Source organism: Paenibacillus sp. JT22N12, from assembly GCF_056269365.1.
In genome coordinates this window covers 221,383-244,469 of the sequence record NZ_JBWDNU010000009.1, presented here as the reverse complement: position 1 = coordinate 244,469, position 23,087 = coordinate 221,383, and the positions used below count along the sequence as shown (strand labels likewise).

The window sequence follows — 23,087 nt, the reverse complement described above, 5'->3', positions numbered from 1 at the left end:
AACCAGGCAGGCGTCCGGTTAATTAATTGATAATGACTTTCTGTCCTTCTTCAAGACCTTTGACGATTTCCACCTCGGCAGAGGTCATAAGTCCGGTCTGGACGTCCAGCTCCTTGACGCGCTCGCCATCGATCACCTGCACAGTCGAACGGCCCAGGAAGGTCCGCAGACCTGAACGCGGAATGATAAGGACATTATCCTTCTTCTCAATAAACAGCTTGATACCGACATATTCGCCAATTTTTATTACGGGCTTGGGCGCGTTGAAGGCGATGATCAGAGCCTTGGCATTGCGTTTCTGAATATTGGGGTCACTGGACTTGGGCGCAGTGGATGGGATTTGTACGACTTTTCCCTGATAGGTCTTCCCGCTGTAGGTAATCGCAACCGGCGTATCCTTTTTGATTCCGGTAATGCTTTTGATGTCGGTGGCTTCATAAATCAGATCGATGGAATCCGGATTGGAAATGGTGGCGACGGTCTGGAAGGCCGTCACTCCCTCGCCTGGATCGGGAACCGACAGATACGTGATTTTACCGCTTACGGGAGCAAGCAGCAAAGATTTTTGATATTCGCTCTCAAGCGATTCCAGAATCAGCTTCTCCCGGTCAAGATCAATCTGGGTGAGGCGGGAATCCTTCTTGTCAGCTTCAGACTTTACCGTTGTGGAGAATACGATCTGCTTCTGCTCCACGCTCAGCTTCTGCAGCTTGATGCGCGTCTGCAAATCTCCTGTGTCCAGCTCCGCGATCGGTGAGCCGGCCGAGATGAGGTCGCCAGACTGAACAAACATCTGTTTGATTCGTCCGCCGGATTCGGGGAAGGAAACGGAAGTATTGCTGCTGGACAACGCCGTTGCGGTAGAATCCAGATACCGCTCGATACTCCCTTTTTTCACCAGGGCAGTTTCCTGATCGGTCTGTCTTTTCTGCTGAATCGGAGGCTGCAGCGCCTCTTCTTCCTCAGGCAGCAAAGAGCAGCCGGAGAGCAGTGCGGCGATGAGGCATGCAGCTGCAGCGAGGCGAAGCCCGCCAAAAATCTTATATTTATGAAGTCGAATACCCGGCATCATATTTCCCCCTTTGATATGGGCTTATCCTAATCAAAGTGTAACGACGATGGAGAATAGTGTCAACGTTTTCATTTCCAGAAATTAGCGGGATTGTTCTGCGATTGCCCGGGAAATATGTCGAGACTGTTCCAGGAATGGGCAGCAGCAGGTGTAGAAGAAAGATAATCGTTTGGAAATATAACAATAAAAAGATCCGGGAACGGCGGCAGCTGTTTCTTCTTAAGTTGCCAGCGGAAATGGGAATTTCTGTGCAACTGTGAAAGGCGGTAATGAATTGTCCACAGCAACGCAAATGCGCTCGACCACGGTTCAAACGGGAACCCTGTACGCCATTTTATTTGCCATCAGCTCTGTTCACATGCTTAATGATACGATGCAAGCCGTCGTGTCCGCCCTGTTTCCTATTTTGCAAAAATCGCTTCTGCTGTCATATGGCCAAATCGGCTGGATTGCTTTCACGCTTAACATGACCTCATCGGTGATGCAGCCGCTCGTCGGCTTCTTCTCGGATAAGCGTCCTTCTCCCTGGATGCTCCCGGTTGGAATGGGCATGAGTCTGCTGGGGATGGCTGGTCTGGCATATGCGCCGAGCTTCTGGCTCGTGCTGCTTGCCGTTGTTTTTGTCGGGATAGGCTCAGCCGTCTTTCATCCCGAAGGTTCGAGGGTTGTATTCTTCGCTGCCGGCGGCCGCCGCGCTCTGGCGCAATCGATCTATCAGGTTGGCGGGAACACGGGCAGCTCGCTGGCTCCGCTGATGACGATCTTCATATTCGTGCCGCTTGGCCAGAAGGGCGCTGTATGGGGAACGCTGCTTGCGGCAGCGGCAATCCTCGTTCTGCTGCGTGTTGTGCCATGGTACAAACAGCAGCTTGCGCTGTACGGCAAACCGGTCAAACGGGCGGTAAGCAAGGTCATGAACGAGGATGCCAAACGGGAGCGGTCAGTCATTGTTATGGCGCTTTCGATTCTGGTTCTGCTGGTGTTTGCACGATCCTGGTATGTCAGCGGCATTTCGACATTTTATCAGTTTTATGTAGAAACAAGTTACGGGCTTTCCGTTAAAGCCGCGCAGGTGCCGATTTTTCTGTTTATGGCTGCAGGTGTTCTCGGAACCTTCTTTGGTGGCGTAATGGCGGACAAAATCGGCCGTAAGAAAATGATTTTATTTTCCATAGGCGGCTCTGCCCCGTTTGCTTTATTGCTCCCGCATATGCCGCTAGGCTGGGTGTATCCCATTATATTTATATTGGGTTTTATTATTATGTCCGGCTTCTCGGTAAGCGTCGTCTATGCGCAGGAGCTGCTGCCGGGGAAGGTCGGCATGGCGTCGGGCCTGATTACCGGCTTTGCTTTTGGCATGGGCGCTCTTGGAGCGGTGGTGCTCGGCAAACTGGCTGAAGTATGGGGACTGGCGGATGTTATGACATACTCCAGCATCCTGCCGCTGATCGGCCTTCTGTCCATCCTGCTGCCGCCGGACCGGCGGGAGTGATGGGCGAAACAGGCGTCCGGGATGATCGGCGCTGTGCAGAGCTTCGTCTGGCACTGCCAGACGGCGCACCGGCCATTGTTGAGGATTGGTAGATGGATCGGGTTGGGAGAAACAGCAATAACCAAGCAGATCAATAAGGGGGAAGTACGATGAGCGATTCGGAACAACTGGACGGGAGTCGTCCATTCAAGGTTGTCATTGCTCCTGATTCATTCAAGGGAAGCCTGAGCAGCGCCGAGGTTGCCGCAGCAATGGGCGAGGGGGTTAAACGCGCCGCTCCTCATGCCGAGATAGTTTCTATTCCTGTAGCTGATGGAGGGGAAGGAACCATTGACGCTCTGCTGGCTTCCATAGAAGGAGAACGCTATAACGTAACCGTTACCGGTCCGCTGGGCAAACCTGTGGATGCCGCGTATGCGCTGCTGGCAAACGGCATGGCCGTCATCGAGATGGCAGCGGCATCGGGACTGCCGCTCATCACCTCTGATGAGCGGGACTCGCTTGGGGCTACGACCTACGGAACAGGTGAGTTGGTCCGCCACGCTCTTGATCAGGGCAGCCGGAAGATGATGATCACGCTTGGCGGCAGCGCCACGACCGATGGCGGCATGGGGATGGGACAAGCGCTTGGTTTCCGCTTTCTGGATGACGAAGGCCGCGAGCTCGGCTTCGGCGGGGGAGAGCTGGAGCGGCTGGCCGCCATTGACGCATCCGCAGCGGATCCCCGGCTGGCGGAAACGGAGGTAACGGTATGCTGCGACGTTACCAATCCTCTTTATGGTAAGCAGGGCGCGGCCTTTATATTCGCGCCGCAGAAAGGTGCCGACGAGGCCGCGGTTCTTCGGCTCGACCGCGGCCTGCGGCGTTATGCCGCCGTGCTGTACAGCTCGCTCGGCGTGCAGGTGGACAGCCTGCCGGGAGCCGGCGCGGCAGGCGGCATGGGCGCGGGCAGCGCGGCCTTGCTGCGCGCTGCGCTGCGCCCGGGTTTCACCCTCATTGCCGGGATTACCCGGCTGGAGGATGTGATTGCGGGAGCGGCCCTCGTCCTGACAGGCGAGGGCCGGACCGACGGGCAAACCGCCGGCGGCAAAGCGCCCGCCGGCGTTGCGGGCCTCGCCCGCAAGCATGGCGTGCCCGCCGTCTGCATCTCCGGCGGGCTTGGCCCCGGGGTTGACGCCTTGTATGCGCAAGGCGTCACGGCCATGATGAGCATCGTCGATGGCCCGATGGGCCTGGACGATGCAATAGCCGGCGCCCGGCCGCTGCTGGCGCGGGCCGCCGAGAATGCGGCGCGGATCTTTCTGGCTGGCGCACGATCGCGCGGCTAGCGCGGCATAAACGCGGGATGCCATGGTTAACAGGCATCCTGCGGACGATTACTATAACCAGAAAGCCCCTTCCGTAATCCGAAGGGGCTTTCTGGTTTTTATCTGTAATCCCTAACAGCCTGCTGCAAAGTTGATTTTTATTTGTGGACCGACCATGTCGAGGCAATTATAAGTGAGCTGTAAGACGCCATTTCCTCACTGCATTCGCGCAAGTGCTGCGGCGAGAAGCTGCAGTGAGGTTTTTCCTTACTGGAAGCTGTATTAGCCGTTGAAACACCAACACGAGAGGCTGTAAGACGTTTTTTCCTCGCTGCATGCGCGCAAGTGGTGCGGCGCGAGGCCGGAGTAAGGTTTTTCCTTACTGGAAGCTGTATAGCTGTCGGTTCCAACACGAAACATTCCCAAAACAAGGTGCGGCTTCGCGGTTAGTTAATCCGCAATAAGGCCGCGCTTGACCAGTGCCTGCTCAATCGGCATATGGCGTATGAGCTTCTCCATGGCATCCCCGGTCGCGATCAACTCCTCTTCCGTATAGAGCTGCCGGAACTGCTCATACATTCCGATTTCAATATGCTGGACAGACCCGGCAAGGGTCGTGCCTTTGGCTGTCAGTCTCAATAATACGTATCTCGAATCATTAGGATCACTCATTTTATCGATCAATCCGTCTGTGACCATCCGGTCGATTAGTCTCGAGGGGCTGCCCGTTTCACAAACTAACAAGCTTCCCAACTCCTTGAGCGAGATGGGCTGCCGCTCTTCGAGAACACGTATGACCTCCGCCTGTGAAGCCGTCAGATCATGCACTTTGAGCTGATCATTCAGCATGCGGACGCCTTGACGCTGTGCGGCAAGAATCAAATAACGAAACCGTTCCGCTTCATAATAAAGTTTGGACATAGACTCCTCCTGAATTTGTAGGCTGAAGCTTGCGCTCCCTAACGGCGGATTGCAGCTAAGATTGGCCGTGCAGATAGCCTATTCTAACCGATAACACGGGGTATGACATTCCCATCATGATTGGCGAGAACGGCGCAGCAGTCCGCTCTTTGCGCGAATTCGGCTATCCAGCGCAGGGGTTGTGCCGCTTCATTCTTGCTCGTTGTCAGGCATGGCAGGATGTGCTGCTTCCAGGACTTCTCGGCATAGCCGGCATCGCTTGCCAAGAGAACCCAGCCTTCCCCGGCTAGGACAAGAAAGGAAATATGGCCTTTGGAATGCCCGGGTGTATGGACTAAGTATAAGGAACCGTCATGGAATAGATCAAGTCCAAGCTTGAAAGGCCCATAAGGAACCATAATGCGCCCGGCACCGCTAAGGCTGCCTCAGGCCGCTCACATGATCGGAATGAAGATGGGCCAGAATCACATAATCCGATCCTTATCTCCCAGCCGCAGACTTGCGAGCCATTCGCGCACGGACTGAGCTTCAGGCAGTCTGCCTTGATAAATACTGTGGGCAAGACGCCCCAATTGCTTCTTTTGATCCAGACGCATATATCCTCAAGCCAGCCGATGTCCACCAGTATCCGGCCTTTCGGGTGCTCGATCAGATAGGCGGAAACCAGGACCCACATCTTCCTGGAGCGCGGGCGCAGCCAGCTGGTGAAGGGTGCGGGATGCCAAGTTTTTTCTTTAAAAGCAAGCGCCTGATCGATGAAGACCTCGCCGGTATGCTAAACATGAAGATTAACAGTCTTCATTCCTCTCACTCCATTAGCTTCATGGATGATATGTCATCTAATTACATGGTAGATGATATGTCACATATCCGCAACAACTATCGGAAGAAAAGTTACGTGAAGACAATGCATCAATTGTTTATCAATCAGTTTGCGTAAATAGAAATCCTCCAATCGATTCTGTTATGAAAATAATCTCTTCATGGTATACCCGCTTGAACAAAAGCGAGGAATAATCGTATACTACTCATAGCAACATACAATCAAATAACAGGAGTTGGGAAAAATTATGGCTAAAAGCGCTGCGCGAAAGAAAAGGGAGAAGCGGCTGCGGCGGGGTGAGATGGATCCGAGATTGCTGCGGGGGAATTGGAACGGAGTCATGCCGGTGACGAAGGTTAAACCGGACAAACGGAAATATGCATATGCGAAAAGTGACGATGATCGAGTCTTTAAGATTGCTTAAAGAATGGATCATCGTCACTTTTTTCTTTAATGGCCATTTTCCACAGAGAGGAGGAGTGGAATTGAAAAAGAATGTCCGTGCGAAACAGATTCCTGCGAGGAGGTATGAGCCTGACTACATCCATCCCGTACCTGTGCTTGAACATGGGGACCAAATGGATATGAACGGTGCGCGCGAGGCTTTTCTCTTTCAACATGAGGGTCTTTTCTATCTGCATTATGACGGCAATGGTGAGAACGGCTGGGGCTGCTGTCAGGCTGTTTCCAGGGATTTGATCCATTGGGACAAGCGCGGCGAGCAGCTGCAGGCCGGACTGGCCGGAGAACTGGACCATGGAGGAGCATGTTATGGACCGACGTTCTTCTTTGAAGGCAAATGGCATCTCTATTATGTATCGGTTGAAAATACTTCCGGCGCTCCTTTCTACATACCGGCCCTTCCTTATCGTACAGGTCTGGCCACAGCGGATCATCCGGATGGGCCCTGGACCAAGGTGTCGACCAATTTGTTTGCCCTTGGAGAGAAGGGCAGCTGGAACGAAGGCTGTATCTGTGCGCCTTATGTCCTTCAACTGGACGGCAGATATTTTGCTTTTTACAGCGCCAGCACGACAGGACCTGACTATTACCGGACAATCGGGCTGGCAGTATCGGATTCGCCGGGCGGGCCATGGGAGCTGTCTCCTGGGCCCTTGCTGCCTCCCGGGGAGCAGCTGGAAAATGCGAGTTTGTATTATGAGCCCGCATGCAGCCTCTGGTTCATGTTTGTCAATCATGTGGGACGCGATGAAGACGACAATGAATTTACCGAGGCGGTATGGGTCTATTGGAGCCGCAGCGTAACGGAGTGGGATCCGGAGGATAAAGCCATCGTTCTGGATGCGTCCAATATACCCTGGGTCAAACAGGCAGTTGGACTTCCGGCATGTTTGGTCGTGGGCAGTAAGCTGTGGATTGGCTTTGACGCCTGCAAGGAACCTGTGAATTCCGTTAATATCGGCAACGCGCACCGGGATATAGGGATGTGCAGCTTTGATCTGCCTCTGCGTGCGCCTGTATTGGAGTGATTGTCCTCATCGGCATGCAAATTCAATTTCACGTCGAAACAAAGAAATAACCTTGCTGCGTCGTTTTGGACGCTTGGCAAGGTTATTTTTTTGCAGCCATCAGCCGTACTGTTCTACAAATAAAAAGGCTGGACGCACACAGGCTTGGACACCTCGATGCTGTTGCCTGTGTAATGCAATTTGCCCGATTCACGGTCGACCTGGAAGGTTACGATATTGTTCGTGTCCCGGTTGGCGGCAATGAGATAGCGCCCTCCAGGAATCAGGGCAAAATGCCGCGGGTGGGCGCCCTGCACATCGGCATGCTCCACAAGCGTCAGCCTGCCAGATTCTTCATCAATGGCATAAACAACGATGCTGTCATGCCCGCGGTTGGAGCCGTAAAGAAACCGTCCGTCCTCCGAAACGGCGATTTCGGCGCATGTATTTTCTCCTTGAAAGCCATCCGGCAAAGTGGGGACCGTTTCAATGGAGGTTAACCGCCCTTTTTCCGCATCATAGGCAAAGCCAGTTATCGTTGAATCCACCTCATTGATGACATAGGCATATTTTCCGTCAGGGCGGAAAGCAAAATGCCTCGGACCCGCGCCCGGATGGAGGCTAGTCTCCTCATGGAGCACCAGCCGGCCTGCGTCTTCCTCAAGGACATAGCTGCTGATGCGGTCAAGACCCAGATCCTGCACAAACAGGAACCTGCCGTCCGGGCTGAAGATGGCGGAGTGGGGATGGGGCTGATTCTGACGTTCCGGATGCAGCCCATGGCCTTCATACTGCTTGACATCGGCAAGCTTTCCGACGTGCCCTTCAGCTGTTAATTCGACCAAACCAATCATGCCTCCATGATAGCTCGCCACGATCAGATATTTACCGCTGGGATCTCTCTGGATATGGCAGGTTGGCGCTTCAACGGTAGCCGCTTTGTTCAATAAGTTCAAAGCTCCGGTCGCGGCATCGATGGCAAAAGCGGCCGCTTCCCCGATTTTTTTGCCCGAGGCATCGGTACCCTCCGAGATTGCGTACAATCTGTGTTTGGCAGCATCGACATTCAGAAAAGTCGGATTCCTAAGTCCCTGGTATTCATAGGCAAGCGTCAGCGATCCCGTATTTTCCGCAAAGCGGTAAACATAGACCCCGCTGCTCTCCGGTTCCGCATAGGAACCTGCAAATATGTACAATGATTGACTCATCCGATAAATTCCTCCTCTTGCTCGATATTCACTTCCACGCTTCCATTATAAAGTGTGATGGGGATACAAACAATTCTCTTTCCCCTGCACCGCTTCATCCGGGAGGCCCAGCCGCCTGGATCCCAAGACGCGTGAGGGAGAGGCATATCTGTTTGCATATTGATATAAACCAAACATAATGATAATATATCTATAAATAAGACAAACAACATGTGGAGATGTTTAATATGAATGTGTCGGAGTATTTTTACAGCGCATCACTGCAGGATTTGAAAAATGGTTATGTGTTCGATCCGGCTGCGGCAAGCTATTATTGCCTGATCTGCGGAGAAGCCTTCGCAGACGGCGATGTATACCCTGCCGGGAACCGCTTCATGGAAGCGCGCAAATATGTCCTTTACCATATCGGGCAGGCGCATAGTTCCATGCTGGAATATTTGCTCGGACTGGATAAGAAAGCAACGGGCCTGACCGATTTGCAAAAGCAGCTGATCGGCGCCTTCGCTTCAGGTCAGACGGACGCGGAGACGGTCAAGCTGACAGGAGCAGGCAGCGCTTCGACGATCCGGAATCACCGATTCGCCCTTAAGGAGAAGGCCAGGCAGGCCAAATTATTTCTGGCCACGATGGAGCTGATGGAAGCTGCGCTCCCCGGCGGGGCGAAGTTCATGCCGGTTCACCGCGCTGCGCCGCAGGTCGATGAGCGGTATGCCTTGACCCAGGAGGAGTATACGAAGCTTTTGGCCAAGTATTTGCCGGATGGACTGAATGGGCCGCTCACGGGGATGCCGCGCAAAGAGAAGCAAAGAGCCGCACTGCTGCGTCATATTTCCACAAGCTTCAAGAAAGGCAGCAAGTATTCGGAGGCGGCGGTTAATGACATTTTACGGCGCTTTCTAAGCAAAGACTACGCCACGCTCCGCAGACAGCTCATCGATTATCGTTTTCTGAGCCGTGAGAGCGATGGCAGCGCATATTGGCTGACGGTTTAATATAGGAATCATTCAGGAGGATTTCAGACATGGATCGAAGAAAAGAATTGCAAAATGAATTTGCCATGAAGAAGAGAACGATGGGTGTTTTTCAAATCAGGAATCTCGGCAGTGGAAAACGCTATATCGCCTCGACATCGACGCTCGATTCGGCCTGGCATCGTGAACGCTTTATGCTGAATATGGGTTCGCATATCAATTCCCTGCTGCAGGCGGACTGGAAGCAGGATGGTGAAAAACAATTTGAGTTCGAGGTGCTGGAGTCGCTCAAGCTGGGCGATGAGGTCAGAAACGATTATAAGGATATCAAAGTTCCCGGCGGGGGCGTTCAGCGGAATGTCGTCATGGCTTACAGGGATGAACTGAAGAAGTTGGAGAAGAAATGGATGGATCAGCTTATGCCCTACGATCCGCAGGGCTATCACAAACCGCCTAAAGGAGGATCATGATGAAACGGATGCCACTTGAACGTCCAACCGAGCATTATGATGAACGAATTTTTAATATCGATGAGCAAATTTGCGTACTGCTAAAGCAGCGAAAGGAATCTTCGGACCATAATCCAGGTTTTCCGCCATTTGAGCATATCTCTGGATGGGCAAATTCTTTTGAACTTTACGAAGATTTCTTGAAAGCGGTATTTAGCGTTTTGAGGAATGAAGAATATTTTAAACCTATAGTAGATCCATCTGGATTCCGAAAGCATATCCCGATTCTGAAATCGATTGAACAGGGAGAGCTTTTTTATTCGTTAACTTCCATACGGCAATATAACAATGCAAGTGTAATAACGTTTAGTATAGATCAGGACATTATAATTGACCTTCCGGAAAACCAATACAAACACAGTTATTTTGAGCTCTATTTAGGAGAAGAATACGACAGTCGAATGACTAATGGTGGACATTCATCAGGGCATTCTTCCTATAGCTACGTAATAACTCCGCCTTTACCGGACGATCTTTCAGGAATTGAATTCAAGTTCAGGGAATATGGTGCCCCTTTTAACAACAAACCGACAGGTATAGAGGTAGTTTTTCAGGTGGAATGACTTTTCAAGACAATACCATGCCGGCAATCGGTCCCGATTGCCGGTTCTTTCTGTTTTTATCTCCGCAGATATTTCTTTCATTGTATAATCGTGGAAATAGATAGGGAACCATTTTCCTTTCCGATTCGTCTACTTTTGCGAGGTGAACACAGTTGCAGTTCGATTACTTGAAACATGTTAAAGGCGGCTTGGACCGTCATGCCGTGCTCGACGAACTGATGCAGGCTTACGGCAAAGACGTCTGGAACTTCGCCTTCTTCATGACGCATCGAAGAGAGCTGGCCGACGATATTACCCAGGATGTATTCATCAAGGTGTTCGAGCATCTGTATAATTTCCGGGGTCAATCGTCGGTGAAAACATGGCTGCTGGCCATTACCCGCAATACGGCGCGCGACGTGCTGCGGTCGGCCTGGATTCGCCGTGTGACGCTCATGCCCAGCCGTCATGCGCAGCAGCAGACTCATGCTTCAGCGGAACAGGAGACAATCGACAAGCTCATGACCGAGCAGGTCTGGGGTGTCGTATTGAAGCTGCCTGCCAAGCTGCGTGAGGTAATGCTGCTGAGCAGTCATTACGGATTGTCGATGAATGAAATGGCGGACATGCTTGGAGTATCGACGGGCACCGTGAAATCAAGACTTCACCGGGGAAGGGCGGCGGTTAACCGCAAGCTGTCCGAGGATGCCATGCTGACCGGGGAGGAAAAGTGGACATGAAGGATCCGGGAAATCAATGGGAGCGCCGGCTGGCGGAGAAGCCTCCAATCCGAAATGGGTTCACCTCAGATCTTGAACGCAAAGTGAGGGAACGCATCCGCATGAGAGAGAAGAAACGAAAATCGCCGTTTCGGGCTGCAGCGGCTCTGATGAGCGTGGTTGTGCTGCTTGGCTGCGGCTGGTGGTTCCGCGACGATTTGATGCAAATTCTACAGCCAGGCCATGCCGAAGACGGCATGTCTGCGCTTTTGAACGACTCCCTGGAGGATGAAGGGGATCTTATCCTTAAAGTCCAGGACTCCAAATACAGCAATTTCATGAATGATATCGGACGGCCGTTTGTTCTGCGCCATCCATCGGTGGAATTCCGTTTGTCATTGCCTTCGGACGCTTCAATGAAGAATCTTGCGCAATGGGTTGATCAGGAAATGCCTGATGTGCTCCGCTTGACGCCGGCTCAGTTCCAGGACCTTGCGGGACAAGGGAAATTGAAGTCTCTCGATATTCTGGCGGACAAGGATGGTGTAAAGCTGGATTCTATGTACGATCCGGTAGTCAAGACTATCCGTCAGCTTGGCGGAGGGGAACTGTATGGTTTTGCGCCAATCTTCAGCACGGAAGCCGTATATGTCAACAAGCAATTATTTGAGAAATACAAAATTGAGCAGCCAAAAGACGGAGTAACGACCGATGAGCTGCTGCAGATTGCCATGAAATTCAATGGCACCGGAGCTGCCGGACTATCCACCTCAACAGGCAGAAACGGATTCAGTTTGTTCAGCCAGTTAGGGAGCATCTCGGGACTGCGTTCGCTAAGTCCCGACGGCAGCCAATTGACGCTGGATACTCCGGCATGGAACAGCCTTTGGAGCAAAGTGACGGAGGGGCTGAAGGCTGGCTGGATCTTAGACAATGTGATTAATTGGGCAGAACATCCGGGCGGACTATCGATGGAGCAATTGAGAAAGCTTGATGCCTTCGCCAATGGCAAGGCGGCGATGTCCATTAATACCTATTCTTACGGGAATCAGCTGGCCCAGTATAAGGTAAAGCCGTCGGATGTCGAGTGGATGGCGGTTGCCCCGGCTGCGGCTGATGCATCGGCTGGTTTTTATCTGGATATGATCTATGCGGTCAATGCGCAGACGACCCAAGAGAAAGCGGCATGGGAGCTGGTGAAATTCGCAGGAGGGCCGGATTATGCCAAAAAACTGCTCACTCAGACAGGCTCCTTGCCCGTTTATATGGATTCCAGGCAGTTAGCCTCGCTGCCCGCCGAGCAGTGGAAAGCCTTTTACCCGCCTGGGCTGGATCCGGAGCAAATTACGGCTTCCATCAAGCGCTCCGGCAATGAGGAGCAGGCAAAGGCGCAGGGGCAAATCTATCAGATCGGCTCTGAGACGATGAAGATGGTGCTGGACGGCAAGCTGCAGGCAGACAAAGCGCTGGCCAGCATGGAGGAGAAGCTGCAGAGCGCGAATCCCGATCTTCGAAAGGGGACTTCTCCATGATTAGCAGCTGCTTGATTACCATATTCGCAGCCCGCCGGAACAAGCGATTCCTGATGAATATGACGGGCAGCTGGCTGCCCGTCTTTGCAGGCTTGATCCTTCTCTTGCTGATATCGGGCTGTACGGATAGTTCCTCTGCGCAGAAGCCTGCAAGTGTGCTCAAGGTGGCCGGGATAGACGAAACGACATTTGAATTCTATTATCAGGATTATTTTGATCTGGTTTACCCTGACCTTCCGGTTGAATTGGTTGCCATGGGAGATATTTATCAGGATAAAGACCCCATAAAGGCCTACAGGCGGCTGATTGAAAAGGAGAAGCCGGACATTGTTATTTTGCCGTCGGCTTATTACAGCCCGCTCGCAGATCAAGGCCTATTGGAGGATTTGACCGGCTGGATGAGCCGCTCGGACATGGCGGAGACGGATTATCAGCCGGGAGTTATAGCCATGCTGAAGGATAATGAAGAGAACAAAATATATGGCCTGGCTCCCTCATACGATTCTTCGCTGCTGTATTATAACGCCGATTTGTTCAAGCAGTACGGTATTGATCCCCCGACAAGCGGGATGACCTGGAAAGAGGTGCTTCAGCTGTCTTACCGCTTCAAGCAAGCGGGAGGCGGCATTGTCGGCTATCATGATCCATGGATGCAGGACCTGAATGCCCTTATATTCGATACGCTGAATGGCACCGAAGGCCTGCAGCTTGTAGATTGGAAGCGCGGCCAGCATCTGATGGATACGCCCGCCTGGCATGATCTGCTGCAGACAGCCGTTGAAGCGGTTCGCAACGGGTCCATCGCCATTAAGGGTGTGGAGGTTCGCGTGGAGGACGGCGGCAGCTGGATCGACGAGGGGGCGATAGAGAAGCAGGATCTCTTCGCCAAGGGAAAAGCTGCGATGACCATCGATATGTATGGCAACAGGAGCCGATTTGATCAATCCAAGTTTGCCTGGAGCGCAGTCCTGCCTCCGGTGAACAGCGCTACCCGGGAGTCGGGCGGCTTCATGCGGATGGATGGGGTTTTCAGCATATCCGCAAGCTCCGCGTTCAAGGAGGAGGCCTGGAAAATAATCCAGTTCATTGGCGGCGAGCGTGCTGCCAAGGTGATTTCCAAAACCGATGGCGGATTGTCGATCCGCCGCTCAGGACTTCAATTCAACGCCAATCCGCTTGCGGCTATTGCCTTCGAGCAGAAGCCGACTCTTAATGCGATTGACTTCACTGTCCGAAGAGATTTCTATTTGAATGAGAATGCCATGGTTCAGAAGGAGCTGCAGATTGTGCTTCAGGGTAAGCAAAGCCTGGACGCCGCGATTCAAAGCATGCAGAAGCAGGGACAGGCGTTTGTTGATGCCTTCGTGAAGAAGAACAAAGCGGATGAGGAGAAAACGGAACCGTGAGCGGGAGTGGGAAAAGAGATCATCGGATGCGCTGTGCCGCGGCTTTTCCGGCCGTTGAGGACATGAAGGCTGCTGACAATGCCGGAGAACAGGGTGACTGGCGGATTCCCCGCCGGAAGTGGAGCGGGGCCGCCATCATAGCCCTGCTGATGATTGGCTTGTCATTGATGGGAGGGTGCATGGATGGGCCCTCAAACGAAAAGACGGCTAACTCTCTAGTGATTGCTGTCAATTCCGAGATTGCTTACGATTCGGATTATCGGGATTATCTGGAGGCAGCTTTTCCGGATTTGAAATTCCGGCTGGTTGAGATGAAGATTGAGCCTGCCAAGGAGATGACCGGGCAATTAAAGCAGTTTATGCAGCGGGAGCAGCCGGATTTAATTATCGGCGTATTTGGTTATTACGTGTCGCTAGCCAACAGCGGATTGCTTGAGAATCTGTCGGTACGTCTGAAGGGCAGCGGAATATCAGCGGATGATTTTCAGCCTGGCGTTATCGAACGGCTTAAGCAGACGGCGGATGGGGAGCTGTACGGCTTGGCAGGGGAGTTTGACGCTCCTGTGCTTGTTTATAATGAGGATTTGTTTGCAAAATATGCCGTCGAGCTTCCCCATAATGATATGACGCTCCCGGAAATCTTCGAACTGGCCAATTCATTCGCCCAGGCGGGCAGCGCTGGGGACGGGGTGGTCGGATTTCATCAATCGTTAAGCAGTATGCCGGCAGATCAGCTGAATAATTTGGCCCTGAGTGAAGGCATTCAGGCCTACAATCTGGACAAAGGCAAGATGACAATCGATACGCCGTCCTGGAAAATAGTCTTTCAAACGGTTGTCGATATGTATCGGGCCGGAACGCTTATGATGCAGGATGTTAAGACCGACAGGATAGGCGCGATGGAGGTATATGGACCGGAAGCGGTGGCTGAAGCAGATTTGTTCAAGCAGGCCAAGTCGGCCATGACGCTGGCGGATCATGGCCAGTATGCGCAGACCGGATTCAGGACCGGAGAGGCGACGCCGCCCGTTACCTCCTCCGATCGAAGCCGTACGTATTATATCTACGTGCCCAATATTATGAGCATTCGCTCAGGATCACCAAACGCGGATGAGGCCTGGGAGGTTATCCGGTTTATGAACAGTGACCATATGGCGAAAGTTCGGGCCAATCTGAAGGATGATGGCTTCTCAAGCCTTAAAACCTATCAGCAGTATGATCGCGAGCCGGTCGTGGACGAGCTCTATGAGCTCCATTCCGTTCCACTGCCGACAGATGTTCCTCCTATGTCTCTCGATGTGGAAATGAAATTTTTTAATCAGCTCGCGGAGCTGGAAAACCGGGAAATCACGGCTGTAGTCAAGAAAGAGAAAACACTGGATGCAGCCATTCAAGTCATGCAGAAAGAAGGCCAGTTCCTGCTGAACGCTGCGATGCGCGCCGAGTGATAAAGAAGCGAATGAAGCGGACGAAAGAAAAAACAGAACGATGTTTATTCTTGGTATTGAAAAAATATTAATTCCTCATATTAGACTAAAAAATAATCTGATAGAATAGGAGGGGGATATAAAAAAAGGTATAAATTGGAGGAAAAACATGAAGAACAAGACGATCAGGATGTTTGCTCTTTCCTTGGTTTCTGTATGTTTGTTATTTTCATCGTTTGGCGTGGCATTCGGCGACACTGCATCAGCAGCATCGGATATTAAAGGGCATTGGGCGGAAAGCCAAATCAGCGGCTGGATCGATAAAGGCTATATTAAAGGTTACGAGGATGGGAGCTTCAAACCCAATAAGACAATAACCAGAGCAGAATTTAGTACACTGATTAACCATTCTTTTGGATTTTCGGAAACAGCAGCAATTTCATTTGGAGACGTGGCCTCAAGCTACTGGGCCTACTCCGAAGCGGCAAAAGCTGTCAAAGCAGGATACATAAAAGGTTATGAGGATGGAACATTCGGGGTCAGCAAGCCGATAAGCAGACAGGAGGTTGCTGTTATTATTGGCAGATTGCTAAACCTGCCTGCTGTTAGTGCAGGAGCGTCATTTCAGGATGCAAGCCTGATCGCTGAATGGGCCAAAGATGCAGTGGGCCGGGCTGCTGCCAGTAATATTTTAGTAGGATATAAAGAAGACGGCAGCTTTAAGCCAACCAGCCCAATTACTCGTGCAGAAGCGGTCGTAACATTGGATCGCATTATTTCATACAAAGCGCCAACTGGATCAGCTGGATCAGTTGGGCCGGCTGGACCCGCAGGACCCGAAGGATCAACCGGACCCGCAGGACCAGCAGGACCAGCAGGGCCGTCAGGAGCAACGGGACCCGCAGGATCAACGGGACCAGCGGGGCCAGCAGGACCGGCAGGAACTGATGGGGTAAATGGGGCAGATGGGATAAATGGAGCAGTAGGACCGGCAGGACCGGCAGGAGCAGTAGGACCGGCAGGAGCAGTAGGGCCGGCGGGATCGACGGGGCCGGCAGGAGCTGTAGGACCGGTGGGGCCGGCAGGAGCAGATGGAGCAGCAGGAGCCGACGGAGCAGATGGAGCAGCAGGGCCAGCAGGAGCAGATGGAGCCGACGGAGCAGCAGGGCCACCAGGACCGGCAGGTGTGGTAAGCTTTGCAGACTTTTTTGCCTTGATGCCTCCTGATAATGTAGCAACAGTTGCTCCGGGTACAGACGTAAATTTTCCGCAAGACGGACCTAGTAACGGAACTATTATCCGTACTGGTCCCAGTATGTTCAACTTGCCCGCAATTGGCACATATCAGGTCTTGTTTCAGGTGAGCGTGACCGAAGCGGGACAATTGATGTTAACGCTCAACGGCGCTGATTTGGCTTATACGGCAGTTGGGCGGGCTACAGGTACTTCTGAAATAGCAGGAATGGCTCTTGTGCAGACGACGGTCATCAATTCGGTACTCACTGTACGAAATCCAGCGGGCAATTCCACGGCACTAACCCTTACTCCTCTGGCAGGAGGAGCAAGGCCTGTATCAGCACATCTTATTATTACGCAAGTTGCATAGATGGAGATAGAGCGGCAAATCTATGGTGTCCTCACCTTATTACAAGGTGGGGATTTTCCATGTCTGGATCGGTGCATAGGCGCGATTTGGAGGAAAAAATAGTGGAACAGCTTCTTTAGCCAGGACAAATATATGCTATACTAGCTGGAAACTAAACTAGAATAAGAGGTGGGCAAATGGCGATAGCGTACAAGATTAATGCTCCGCTTCTCTCAGGGGACGTTTCCGATGTATTCAAAAGCTCGGGCATCAAACGTCCGGCAGATGACCTTGACCGTATCCAGCGGATGATTGACAACGCCGACATTAATGTATCAGCCTGGGATGGGGACAAGCTCATCGGATTGGCCAGAGCGATTACCGATTTCTCTTACTGCTGCTATTTGTCCGATCTGGCAGTAAGTCAGGAGTATCAGAAGAGCGGAATTGGAACAGAGCTTGTCAGGCAGCTGCGTGAGCATCTGGGGGATAAGGTCTCTTTATTATTAATCTCCGCGCCGACCGCGATGGATTATTACCCGCGTATCGGGTTTGAGAAAAATGACCGGGCATTTATAATACCAAGATCGAAGTAACGAGCGTTTGCAGGGCCTGTTAATCACCGGTAATTTAAACGTGAATGCTGTTGTACCAATCCGGCAGCATGCCGTTTCGGAGGACTTCCACATGCATGATATAAGATGGGCACGGCTAGAGGATGCCGGGGATTTGGGACGGGTGCACGCCGCATCCTATCGGGATGCTTATAAAGAGATCATGCCGGCTGATTATTTGGTCAAGGTTGCGGCTGAGGAACGGGCCAGGCACTTTGAACATTCCCTGTCTCAAGGCATGGAACGGACTGCAATCATGCTGCTCAATGAAACAGCAATAGGCTGTCTTATAATCACCCCCTCCATTGAAGGCTTCGAAAGCACCGCTGAAATTTCGGCAATTTACCTGTTGAAGGAATATCAAGGCTCAGGGTATGGGACCCGTCTGCTTGATTGGGCACTGGAGCGATTGAAGGAACTGGGTTACATAAAAGTGATTCTGTGGGTGCTCCAGGAGAACAAGGCCGCAATCGGCTTCTATGAGCGTCAAAGCTTTGAATTCGACGGCACGGAGCGGGAGATCTACCGGGGCAGGAATTTGCGCCAAATGCGATTTCGAAAGGCGTTATGACAAGGCCTGATCGAGATCGATTACGATGGAAAATAGGATAGAACCGTTCACAAGGCTGCCAATCCATTGGCAGCCTTGCTGCGTTTTAAATGCTTGTAAGGCAGCGTGAGCATATATCCGTCAGAACCTATATTCCCGGCAGGCAGAACGCAAGAACTGTCTATAGGCTATCGTTTTTGTTTTTGATAAAATGGAGAAAGTTCGGTCAAGAGCGGCCGGAAGAATGTATAAATATGGGCGGGAAAAGTGATTCCCGGTATAGCCGGGGGTGAATCTGAGATGAGCTAAATGAGAGCGTTTACAGTTCTGATGAATGACTGCAAATAAGAGATGTGCCGGGCTGTACCCAAAGGAACCGACTTCTACTTGGGGTACGGCCTTCTATATTTCAAGGGCTGGGTCCGGCTATCGCTCATAATCGCAATGTCGCTAATCTCATATTAGGAGGGGGACAATGAGATGGAACTGGAAAGAGAAACCGTTTGTTAGCATGAAATCGACTTTATTGCGAAGAATGATTTTGTTGATGCTGGCTGCCGCCGTTCTGCCTACCCTGATTGTAGGCGTGAGCAGTTATTCATTCTCCGCCGCGGCGCTGCAAAATGAAGTGAACCGGGCAAATATCCAGCTTTTAGAGAATTCTTCCGCAACCATTGAAAATGAGCTGCAAAATATTCAAGACAGTACGCTGCAAATGCTGTTTCTTCCCCTTTTTTGGGATGGGGCCTTGCAGAAGGTCAAGAATAATGAACTTGAATATAATATGCAGGTTTCCCAGTTTTTCTTGTCCTTTCAAACCAATCACAAGCTGATACTGGATATCTCGATGTATGTCAAAGACAACTATCTGCTTTCTTCATCCTCCGGTCTATTCAAAGTGACGCCAATTTACGATATTAACAAGCTGAACGAGGCAATCGGGTTTCCGAAATCGTTCCAATGGGTAAACGAGATATTCCATATCCGCCCCAATGATACGGCAAACGGAATTACATTTGTCTGCAAGCTGCCTTTGCAGGATAGCAATCCGTTTGGACTGATGCTTGTCAGGATTGATAAGAAGCTGTTCCAGGATGCTATCCAGCGCTCCGTTGTTTATCCCGGACAGATGATCGCTGTTGTAGATAACGAGGATAAAACGGTTGTTAATTCTTCCGAATCCGTATTGCCATCAGAATTAATTGACACGATTCGAGAAAAAACCGGATCCAACCACAAGCTTCACTATACATGGAATAACCAGGACTATTTAGTGACAACTCTTACATCGCCTTATACCGGATGGCAGTACATTGATCTGATTCCGGCAAGGCAATTGAATGCGAAATCGGCAGGGATCGGAATCATTACGGCGGCTGTTCTGGCTGCCGTTCTGCTGCTTGCTTTTGTCTTTACTTTTCTCGGGACCCGATGGGTCTACCGGCCGGTTGCCAATCTTTTGTCCCGTATGAGGCGTGATTCCACTGAAAGTGATACAGATGGAGATGAAATCGGTTATTTGGAGCAACATTGGCTGGAGTTAAAGGATAAAACCAGAGAGCTGCAGCATCAACTATCACGCCAGTTACCCATTATTCAGGAATCTTTTGTTATGCAGGCGCTTCATGGTCATCTTATCCACTATTCGCAGAGCGAACTCGAGAACTTATTCCACCGTTACGGTCTTCCGCAGCGTGCCATTTTCTCCGTTTTTATTCTGACTTACGATAGGAGCTCGACACTCGAAGGGAGGTTCTCGGATCAGGACCGTGATCGTGATCTTATTGCATTTGCAATGAAGAATATAATAAGCGATATGATCAGCAATTATGAGCGTTCCTTCCTTGGCATTACCGTTAATCTGTTGAATGACCAGGTCGCCGTACTCCTTTGGAATCGAACGGACACGAAAATCAAGATGGAAGCGGTGGCTGCATGGAACGCTTCGGTTAAAGCATTTTTGGAAGAGGTTAGGATTGTTCTGGCGAACTATTTGCGGCTGCCGATAACGGTTGGACTTGGGACTGCAACCCATGAAATTCGCGATCTGGCGCAGGTGTACCGGCAAGCCGCTTCTGCATTATCCTCCCGGTTGGTCGTAGGGGGAGAACAGGTCATTGACCAGGATAATGCCTTCTTGAAGACAAGCGGGAGCTATCGTTATCCAATTGAGCTGGAGCAGCACTATGAGGAATCATTGAGGCAAGGGGACCTGGCGGAGTCGCAGCGCATGCTTCACGAGTTCTCCTTGTATGTGGTGAGTGCCACCCATGTCCCTAAAGTGATTCATATGTCGTATACACAGCTTCTGGGTACTACAATGCGTACCGTTTATCTGCTGGGCATGGATATGGACGCCATTTTTAAGGACGAGGAACCTTATGAACATCTGCGCAAAATGCAAAATATGGACGATTTAAACCGTTGGTTTCTTCAGGAATTAATTACTCCTATTGTCCGGTTTGTGCAAAATAAAACCTATATGGAGCACGAGCAGATTATTGAGAATGTAGTCGCCTTTATACAAGAAAATTATCATCAGGAGATTTCCCAGGATCAATGTGCGCGCGATGCCGGAATTAGCCGGACACATCTCAGCAAGCTGTTTAAACGGTTCAAGCAAATCTCGTTCACCGATTATTTAACCCAAATCCGTATTGAACGGGCAAAGCAAATGCTGCGGGAAACCACGATCCCCGTTAGTGATATTTCCGAAAAGGTTGGTTATTTGCATACGCAAAACTTTATTCGTGTTTTTAAAAAAAATGTAGGAAGCACTCCGGGGCAGTTTCGCGAACAAGAATAACATGATCGAGATAACGGCTATCCACAAGTCTGTTAAGACGGAGGGTAGCCGTTTTTGTATGAGTGCTCCTTTTGTGAATTCGAATAAAAGCGGCACATAAAGAGCATTCACAATTGGCTCATTGTTAAACGAATAGGGCTTACTTACAATACGAGTTAGCAATCCACAATCGAATAAGGAAAGGATGAGCGCATTGCCGAATCAGCGAAAAACCGTATTCTCTCCAGGGAAGCAAATCGAACTGCCTTACCAGACCGCTTCTCCCCATCGACTGCTGCTTTGGCTGAAGGGCTGGAGAAAATCGTTCAAACAAGAAAAATATTTGTACATGCTCGCACTGCCTGGCCTGTTATTTTTCCTTATCTTTAAATATGTGCCCATGTGGGGGTTAACGTTAGCCTTCACAGAATACTCTCCTTATCTCGGTCTTCTAAAAAGCGAATGGGTCGGGTTCAAAAACTTTGAGAGCTTTTTCTTGAATCCGGACTTCTGGCTGCTGTTCCGAAATACATTGGCAATCAGTTTTTTAAACATTGTTTTCTTCTTTCCCACACCGATCATTCTGGCGCTTCTATTGAATGAATTAAAAAACGTAACCTTTAAAAGATGGATTCAAACCGCGGTTTACTTCCCGCACTTCCTGTCCTGGGTCGTTATCGTGGGGATTTGCTTCCTGACCTTGAGCGGCAGCGGAATTGTCAATAAACTGATCGCGGATTCAGGAGGCAGCAGCATAGACTTCCTCACCAACTCCAATAACTTCTGGTTTATGCTGACGATGCAATCGATTTGGAAGGATGCCGGATGGGGCACAATTATTTTTCTGGCCGCCTTGGCCGGCATTAATCCGGAATTATATGAAGCGGCGCGGATGGACGGTGCGAACCGCTGGAAACAGGTTTTATTTGTGACGCTTCCCGGCATTAAAGGAACGATTATCATTCTTTTGATTCTTCGATTAGGTCAAGTTCTGGATATCGGATTCGAACAAATTTATTTGATGTCCAGCTCTGCTGTGACGGAGGTGGCTGATGTATTTGATACCTATGCCTATCGGATGGGAATTCAAAACGGGCGTTTCAGCTTCGCAACGACTGTCGGAATATTCAAATCGGTGGTAGGCCTAATTCTCGTTATTTCTGCCAATCGGTTAGCCAAGAAGCTCGGAGAGGAGGGGGTTTACTGATGAAGCACCGACCCGCATCCCGGGTGTTTGATACCTTCAATTATATCTTTCTCATTCTGTTCTCCCTGACGACGTTACTGCCTTTTCTCTATGTAATTCTCGTGTCCTTTACAGATCCGATCGAATATGCCACAAGTCCGATCGTGCTTATTCCGAAGCAGTGGAGCCTGGCTTCTTATCAGTTTATTTTATCAACCTCAACCTTTCTTCACTCCATGGGCGTGAGTGCTTTCCTGGCGATTGTCGGCACGGCCTGCAGCCTCATCCTGACAAGCGGGCTCGCTTATGCCTTGTCCCGCAAGAAGTTCAGGCCCAAACGCATTCTCATGATGGGTATTTTATTCACGATGATGTTTAATCCAGGTATGATTCCCAATTATCTGCTTGTGAAGGAGCTCGGATTGATCAATACGGTATGGTCGCTTATTCTCCCTGTAATCACCAGCGCCTGGTATGTCATTTTGATGAGAAGCTTCTATCAGGAAATTCCCGATGAGCTGGAGGAGTCGGCAAAAATAGACGGCTGCACAGACATTGGCGTGTTTTTCCGAATTGTTCTGCCTGTTTCATTATCGGCCATCGCTGCTTTCGGTTTATTCTTCGCAGTTGCTTATTGGAACACCTATTTCAATGCTGTACTTTATATCAATTCGAATACATTCCGCCCCATGCAGGTAGTCCTGCAATTACTGCTTATTCAATCGTCCACTCAGGTAGGGGATCCCTCGGTAGCGCAAATGCTGCAGAGCGATCAAATGCTGCCGCCCGAAACCATAAAAATGTCAGCTGTCGTCCTGACCTCGCTGCCTATTATTATGGTTTACCCGTTCCTGCAGAAGTATTTTGTCAAAGGGATGATGGTTGGCTCGGTGAAAGGCTGATGAGGCATTCCTGCTAAGGGGGTGATGGAGTTAGAAGGAATGCGTTCAAGCAGCTTGAAAACGAATG

At 50.8% G+C, this 23,087-nt stretch carries 22 protein-coding genes; 18 read left to right on the top strand and 4 right to left on the bottom strand.

Features of this window, described 5'->3' with window-relative positions; genetic code table 11:
- Positions 1 to 22: 22 nt before the first annotated feature.
- Positions 23 to 1,072 carry an efflux RND transporter periplasmic adaptor subunit gene (locus tag AC0YOA_RS27470; protein ID WP_475789356.1) on the bottom strand — a complete coding sequence of 350 codons (1,050 nt, stop codon included), beginning with the start codon at positions 1,070 to 1,072 and terminating at the stop codon, positions 23 to 25.
- Positions 1,073 to 1,364: 292 nt separating this feature from the next.
- Here AC0YOA_RS27470 and AC0YOA_RS27465 point away from each other — a divergent pair, with 292 nt between their 5' ends.
- Complete coding sequence (locus AC0YOA_RS27465) at positions 1,365 to 2,564, top strand: MFS transporter (RefSeq protein WP_475789391.1); 1,200 nt, start codon at positions 1,365 to 1,367, stop codon at positions 2,562 to 2,564.
- Positions 2,565 to 2,713: 149 nt separating this feature from the next.
- Positions 2,714 to 3,892 carry a glycerate kinase gene (locus AC0YOA_RS27460; protein ID WP_475789355.1) on the top strand — a complete coding sequence of 393 codons (1,179 nt, stop codon included), beginning with the start codon at positions 2,714 to 2,716 and terminating at the stop codon, positions 3,890 to 3,892.
- A 429-nt stretch (positions 3,893 to 4,321) separates the two neighbouring features.
- Here AC0YOA_RS27460 and AC0YOA_RS27455 read toward each other — a convergent pair whose 3' ends face one another.
- Both AC0YOA_RS27455 and AC0YOA_RS27450 read right to left on the bottom strand, forming a co-directional pair.
- The gene (locus tag AC0YOA_RS27455; protein WP_475789354.1) at positions 4,322 to 4,792 is read right to left on the bottom strand and encodes a MarR family winged helix-turn-helix transcriptional regulator; all 471 of its coding nucleotides are present in this window, start codon (positions 4,790 to 4,792) and stop codon (positions 4,322 to 4,324) included.
- An 83-nt stretch (positions 4,793 to 4,875) separates the two neighbouring features.
- The gene (locus AC0YOA_RS27450; RefSeq protein ID WP_475789353.1) at positions 4,876 to 5,190 is read right to left on the bottom strand and encodes a hypothetical protein; all 315 of its coding nucleotides are present in this window, start codon (positions 5,188 to 5,190) and stop codon (positions 4,876 to 4,878) included.
- Positions 5,191 to 5,291: 101 nt separating this feature from the next.
- On the opposite strand from AC0YOA_RS27450, the gene AC0YOA_RS27445 reads away from it, so the two are divergent.
- The 3 genes from AC0YOA_RS27445 to AC0YOA_RS27435 all read left to right on the top strand — a co-directional run bounded on the left by AC0YOA_RS27445 (position 5,292) and on the right by AC0YOA_RS27435 (position 7,105).
- Entirely contained in the window at positions 5,292 to 5,732 is a 441-nt protein-coding gene (locus AC0YOA_RS27445) for a hypothetical protein (protein WP_475789352.1), read from the top strand.
- Positions 5,733 to 5,862: 130 nt separating this feature from the next.
- The gene (locus AC0YOA_RS27440; RefSeq protein WP_475789351.1) at positions 5,863 to 6,039 is read left to right on the top strand and encodes a hypothetical protein; all 177 of its coding nucleotides are present in this window, start codon (positions 5,863 to 5,865) and stop codon (positions 6,037 to 6,039) included.
- Positions 6,040 to 6,100: 61 nt separating this feature from the next.
- Positions 6,101 to 7,105 (top strand): glycoside hydrolase family protein, encoded by a 1,005-nt coding sequence (locus AC0YOA_RS27435; protein ID WP_475789350.1) that lies wholly within the window; start codon positions 6,101 to 6,103, stop codon positions 7,103 to 7,105.
- Positions 7,106 to 7,218: 113 nt separating this feature from the next.
- Here the strand turns inward: AC0YOA_RS27435 and AC0YOA_RS27430 are convergent, their stop codons facing one another.
- Complete coding sequence (locus tag AC0YOA_RS27430) at positions 7,219 to 8,292, bottom strand: lactonase family protein (protein ID WP_475789349.1); 1,074 nt, start codon at positions 8,290 to 8,292, stop codon at positions 7,219 to 7,221.
- 227 nt (positions 8,293 to 8,519) lie between these two features.
- On the opposite strand from AC0YOA_RS27430, the gene AC0YOA_RS27425 reads away from it, so the two are divergent.
- The 13 genes from AC0YOA_RS27425 to AC0YOA_RS27365 all read left to right on the top strand — a co-directional run bounded on the left by AC0YOA_RS27425 (position 8,520) and on the right by AC0YOA_RS27365 (position 23,020).
- Entirely contained in the window at positions 8,520 to 9,284 is a 765-nt protein-coding gene (locus AC0YOA_RS27425; RefSeq protein ID WP_475789348.1) for a DUF2087 domain-containing protein, read from the top strand.
- Positions 9,285 to 9,313: 29 nt separating this feature from the next.
- Positions 9,314 to 9,733, top strand: a complete 420-nt coding sequence (locus AC0YOA_RS27420) for a GIY-YIG nuclease family protein (RefSeq protein ID WP_475789347.1) — start codon at positions 9,314 to 9,316, stop codon at positions 9,731 to 9,733.
- Complete coding sequence (locus tag AC0YOA_RS27415; protein WP_475789346.1) at positions 9,730 to 10,335, top strand: hypothetical protein; 606 nt, start codon at positions 9,730 to 9,732, stop codon at positions 10,333 to 10,335. The genes AC0YOA_RS27420 and AC0YOA_RS27415 overlap by 4 nt, the downstream gene beginning before the upstream one ends.
- Positions 10,336 to 10,502: 167 nt before the next feature.
- Positions 10,503 to 11,054, top strand: coding sequence for an RNA polymerase sigma factor (locus AC0YOA_RS27410; RefSeq protein ID WP_379114324.1), 552 nt, complete (start codon positions 10,503 to 10,505; stop codon positions 11,052 to 11,054).
- Positions 11,051 to 12,565, top strand: a complete 1,515-nt coding sequence (locus AC0YOA_RS27405) for an ABC transporter substrate-binding protein (RefSeq protein WP_475789345.1) — start codon at positions 11,051 to 11,053, stop codon at positions 12,563 to 12,565. Before AC0YOA_RS27410 ends, AC0YOA_RS27405 begins: the two co-directional genes overlap by 4 nt.
- Positions 12,562 to 13,971, top strand: a complete 1,410-nt coding sequence (locus AC0YOA_RS27400) for an extracellular solute-binding protein (protein WP_475789344.1) — start codon at positions 12,562 to 12,564, stop codon at positions 13,969 to 13,971. The genes AC0YOA_RS27405 and AC0YOA_RS27400 overlap by 4 nt, the downstream gene beginning before the upstream one ends.
- Positions 13,968 to 15,419 (top strand): ABC transporter substrate-binding protein, encoded by a 1,452-nt coding sequence (locus tag AC0YOA_RS27395; protein ID WP_475789343.1) that lies wholly within the window; start codon positions 13,968 to 13,970, stop codon positions 15,417 to 15,419. Before AC0YOA_RS27400 ends, AC0YOA_RS27395 begins: the two co-directional genes overlap by 4 nt.
- A 148-nt stretch (positions 15,420 to 15,567) precedes the next feature.
- Positions 15,568 to 17,004, top strand: a complete 1,437-nt coding sequence (locus tag AC0YOA_RS27390) for an S-layer homology domain-containing protein (protein WP_475789342.1) — start codon at positions 15,568 to 15,570, stop codon at positions 17,002 to 17,004.
- 176 nt (positions 17,005 to 17,180) lie between these two features.
- Complete coding sequence (locus AC0YOA_RS27385) at positions 17,181 to 17,579, top strand: GNAT family N-acetyltransferase (RefSeq protein WP_475789341.1); 399 nt, start codon at positions 17,181 to 17,183, stop codon at positions 17,577 to 17,579.
- Positions 17,580 to 17,670: 91 nt separating this feature from the next.
- Positions 17,671 to 18,168 carry an N-acetyltransferase family protein gene (locus AC0YOA_RS27380; RefSeq protein WP_475789340.1) on the top strand — a complete coding sequence of 166 codons (498 nt, stop codon included), beginning with the start codon at positions 17,671 to 17,673 and terminating at the stop codon, positions 18,166 to 18,168.
- 454 nt (positions 18,169 to 18,622) lie between these two features.
- Entirely contained in the window at positions 18,623 to 20,953 is a 2,331-nt protein-coding gene (locus tag AC0YOA_RS27375) for a helix-turn-helix domain-containing protein (RefSeq protein WP_475789339.1), read from the top strand.
- Positions 20,954 to 21,137: 184 nt separating this feature from the next.
- Positions 21,138 to 22,139 carry an ABC transporter permease gene (locus AC0YOA_RS27370; protein WP_475771796.1) on the top strand — a complete coding sequence of 334 codons (1,002 nt, stop codon included), beginning with the start codon at positions 21,138 to 21,140 and terminating at the stop codon, positions 22,137 to 22,139.
- Positions 22,139 to 23,020, top strand: a complete 882-nt coding sequence (locus AC0YOA_RS27365; RefSeq protein WP_475789338.1) for a carbohydrate ABC transporter permease — start codon at positions 22,139 to 22,141, stop codon at positions 23,018 to 23,020. The genes AC0YOA_RS27370 and AC0YOA_RS27365 overlap by 1 nt, the downstream gene beginning before the upstream one ends.
- The last annotated feature ends 67 nt before the right edge of the window (positions 23,021 to 23,087 follow it).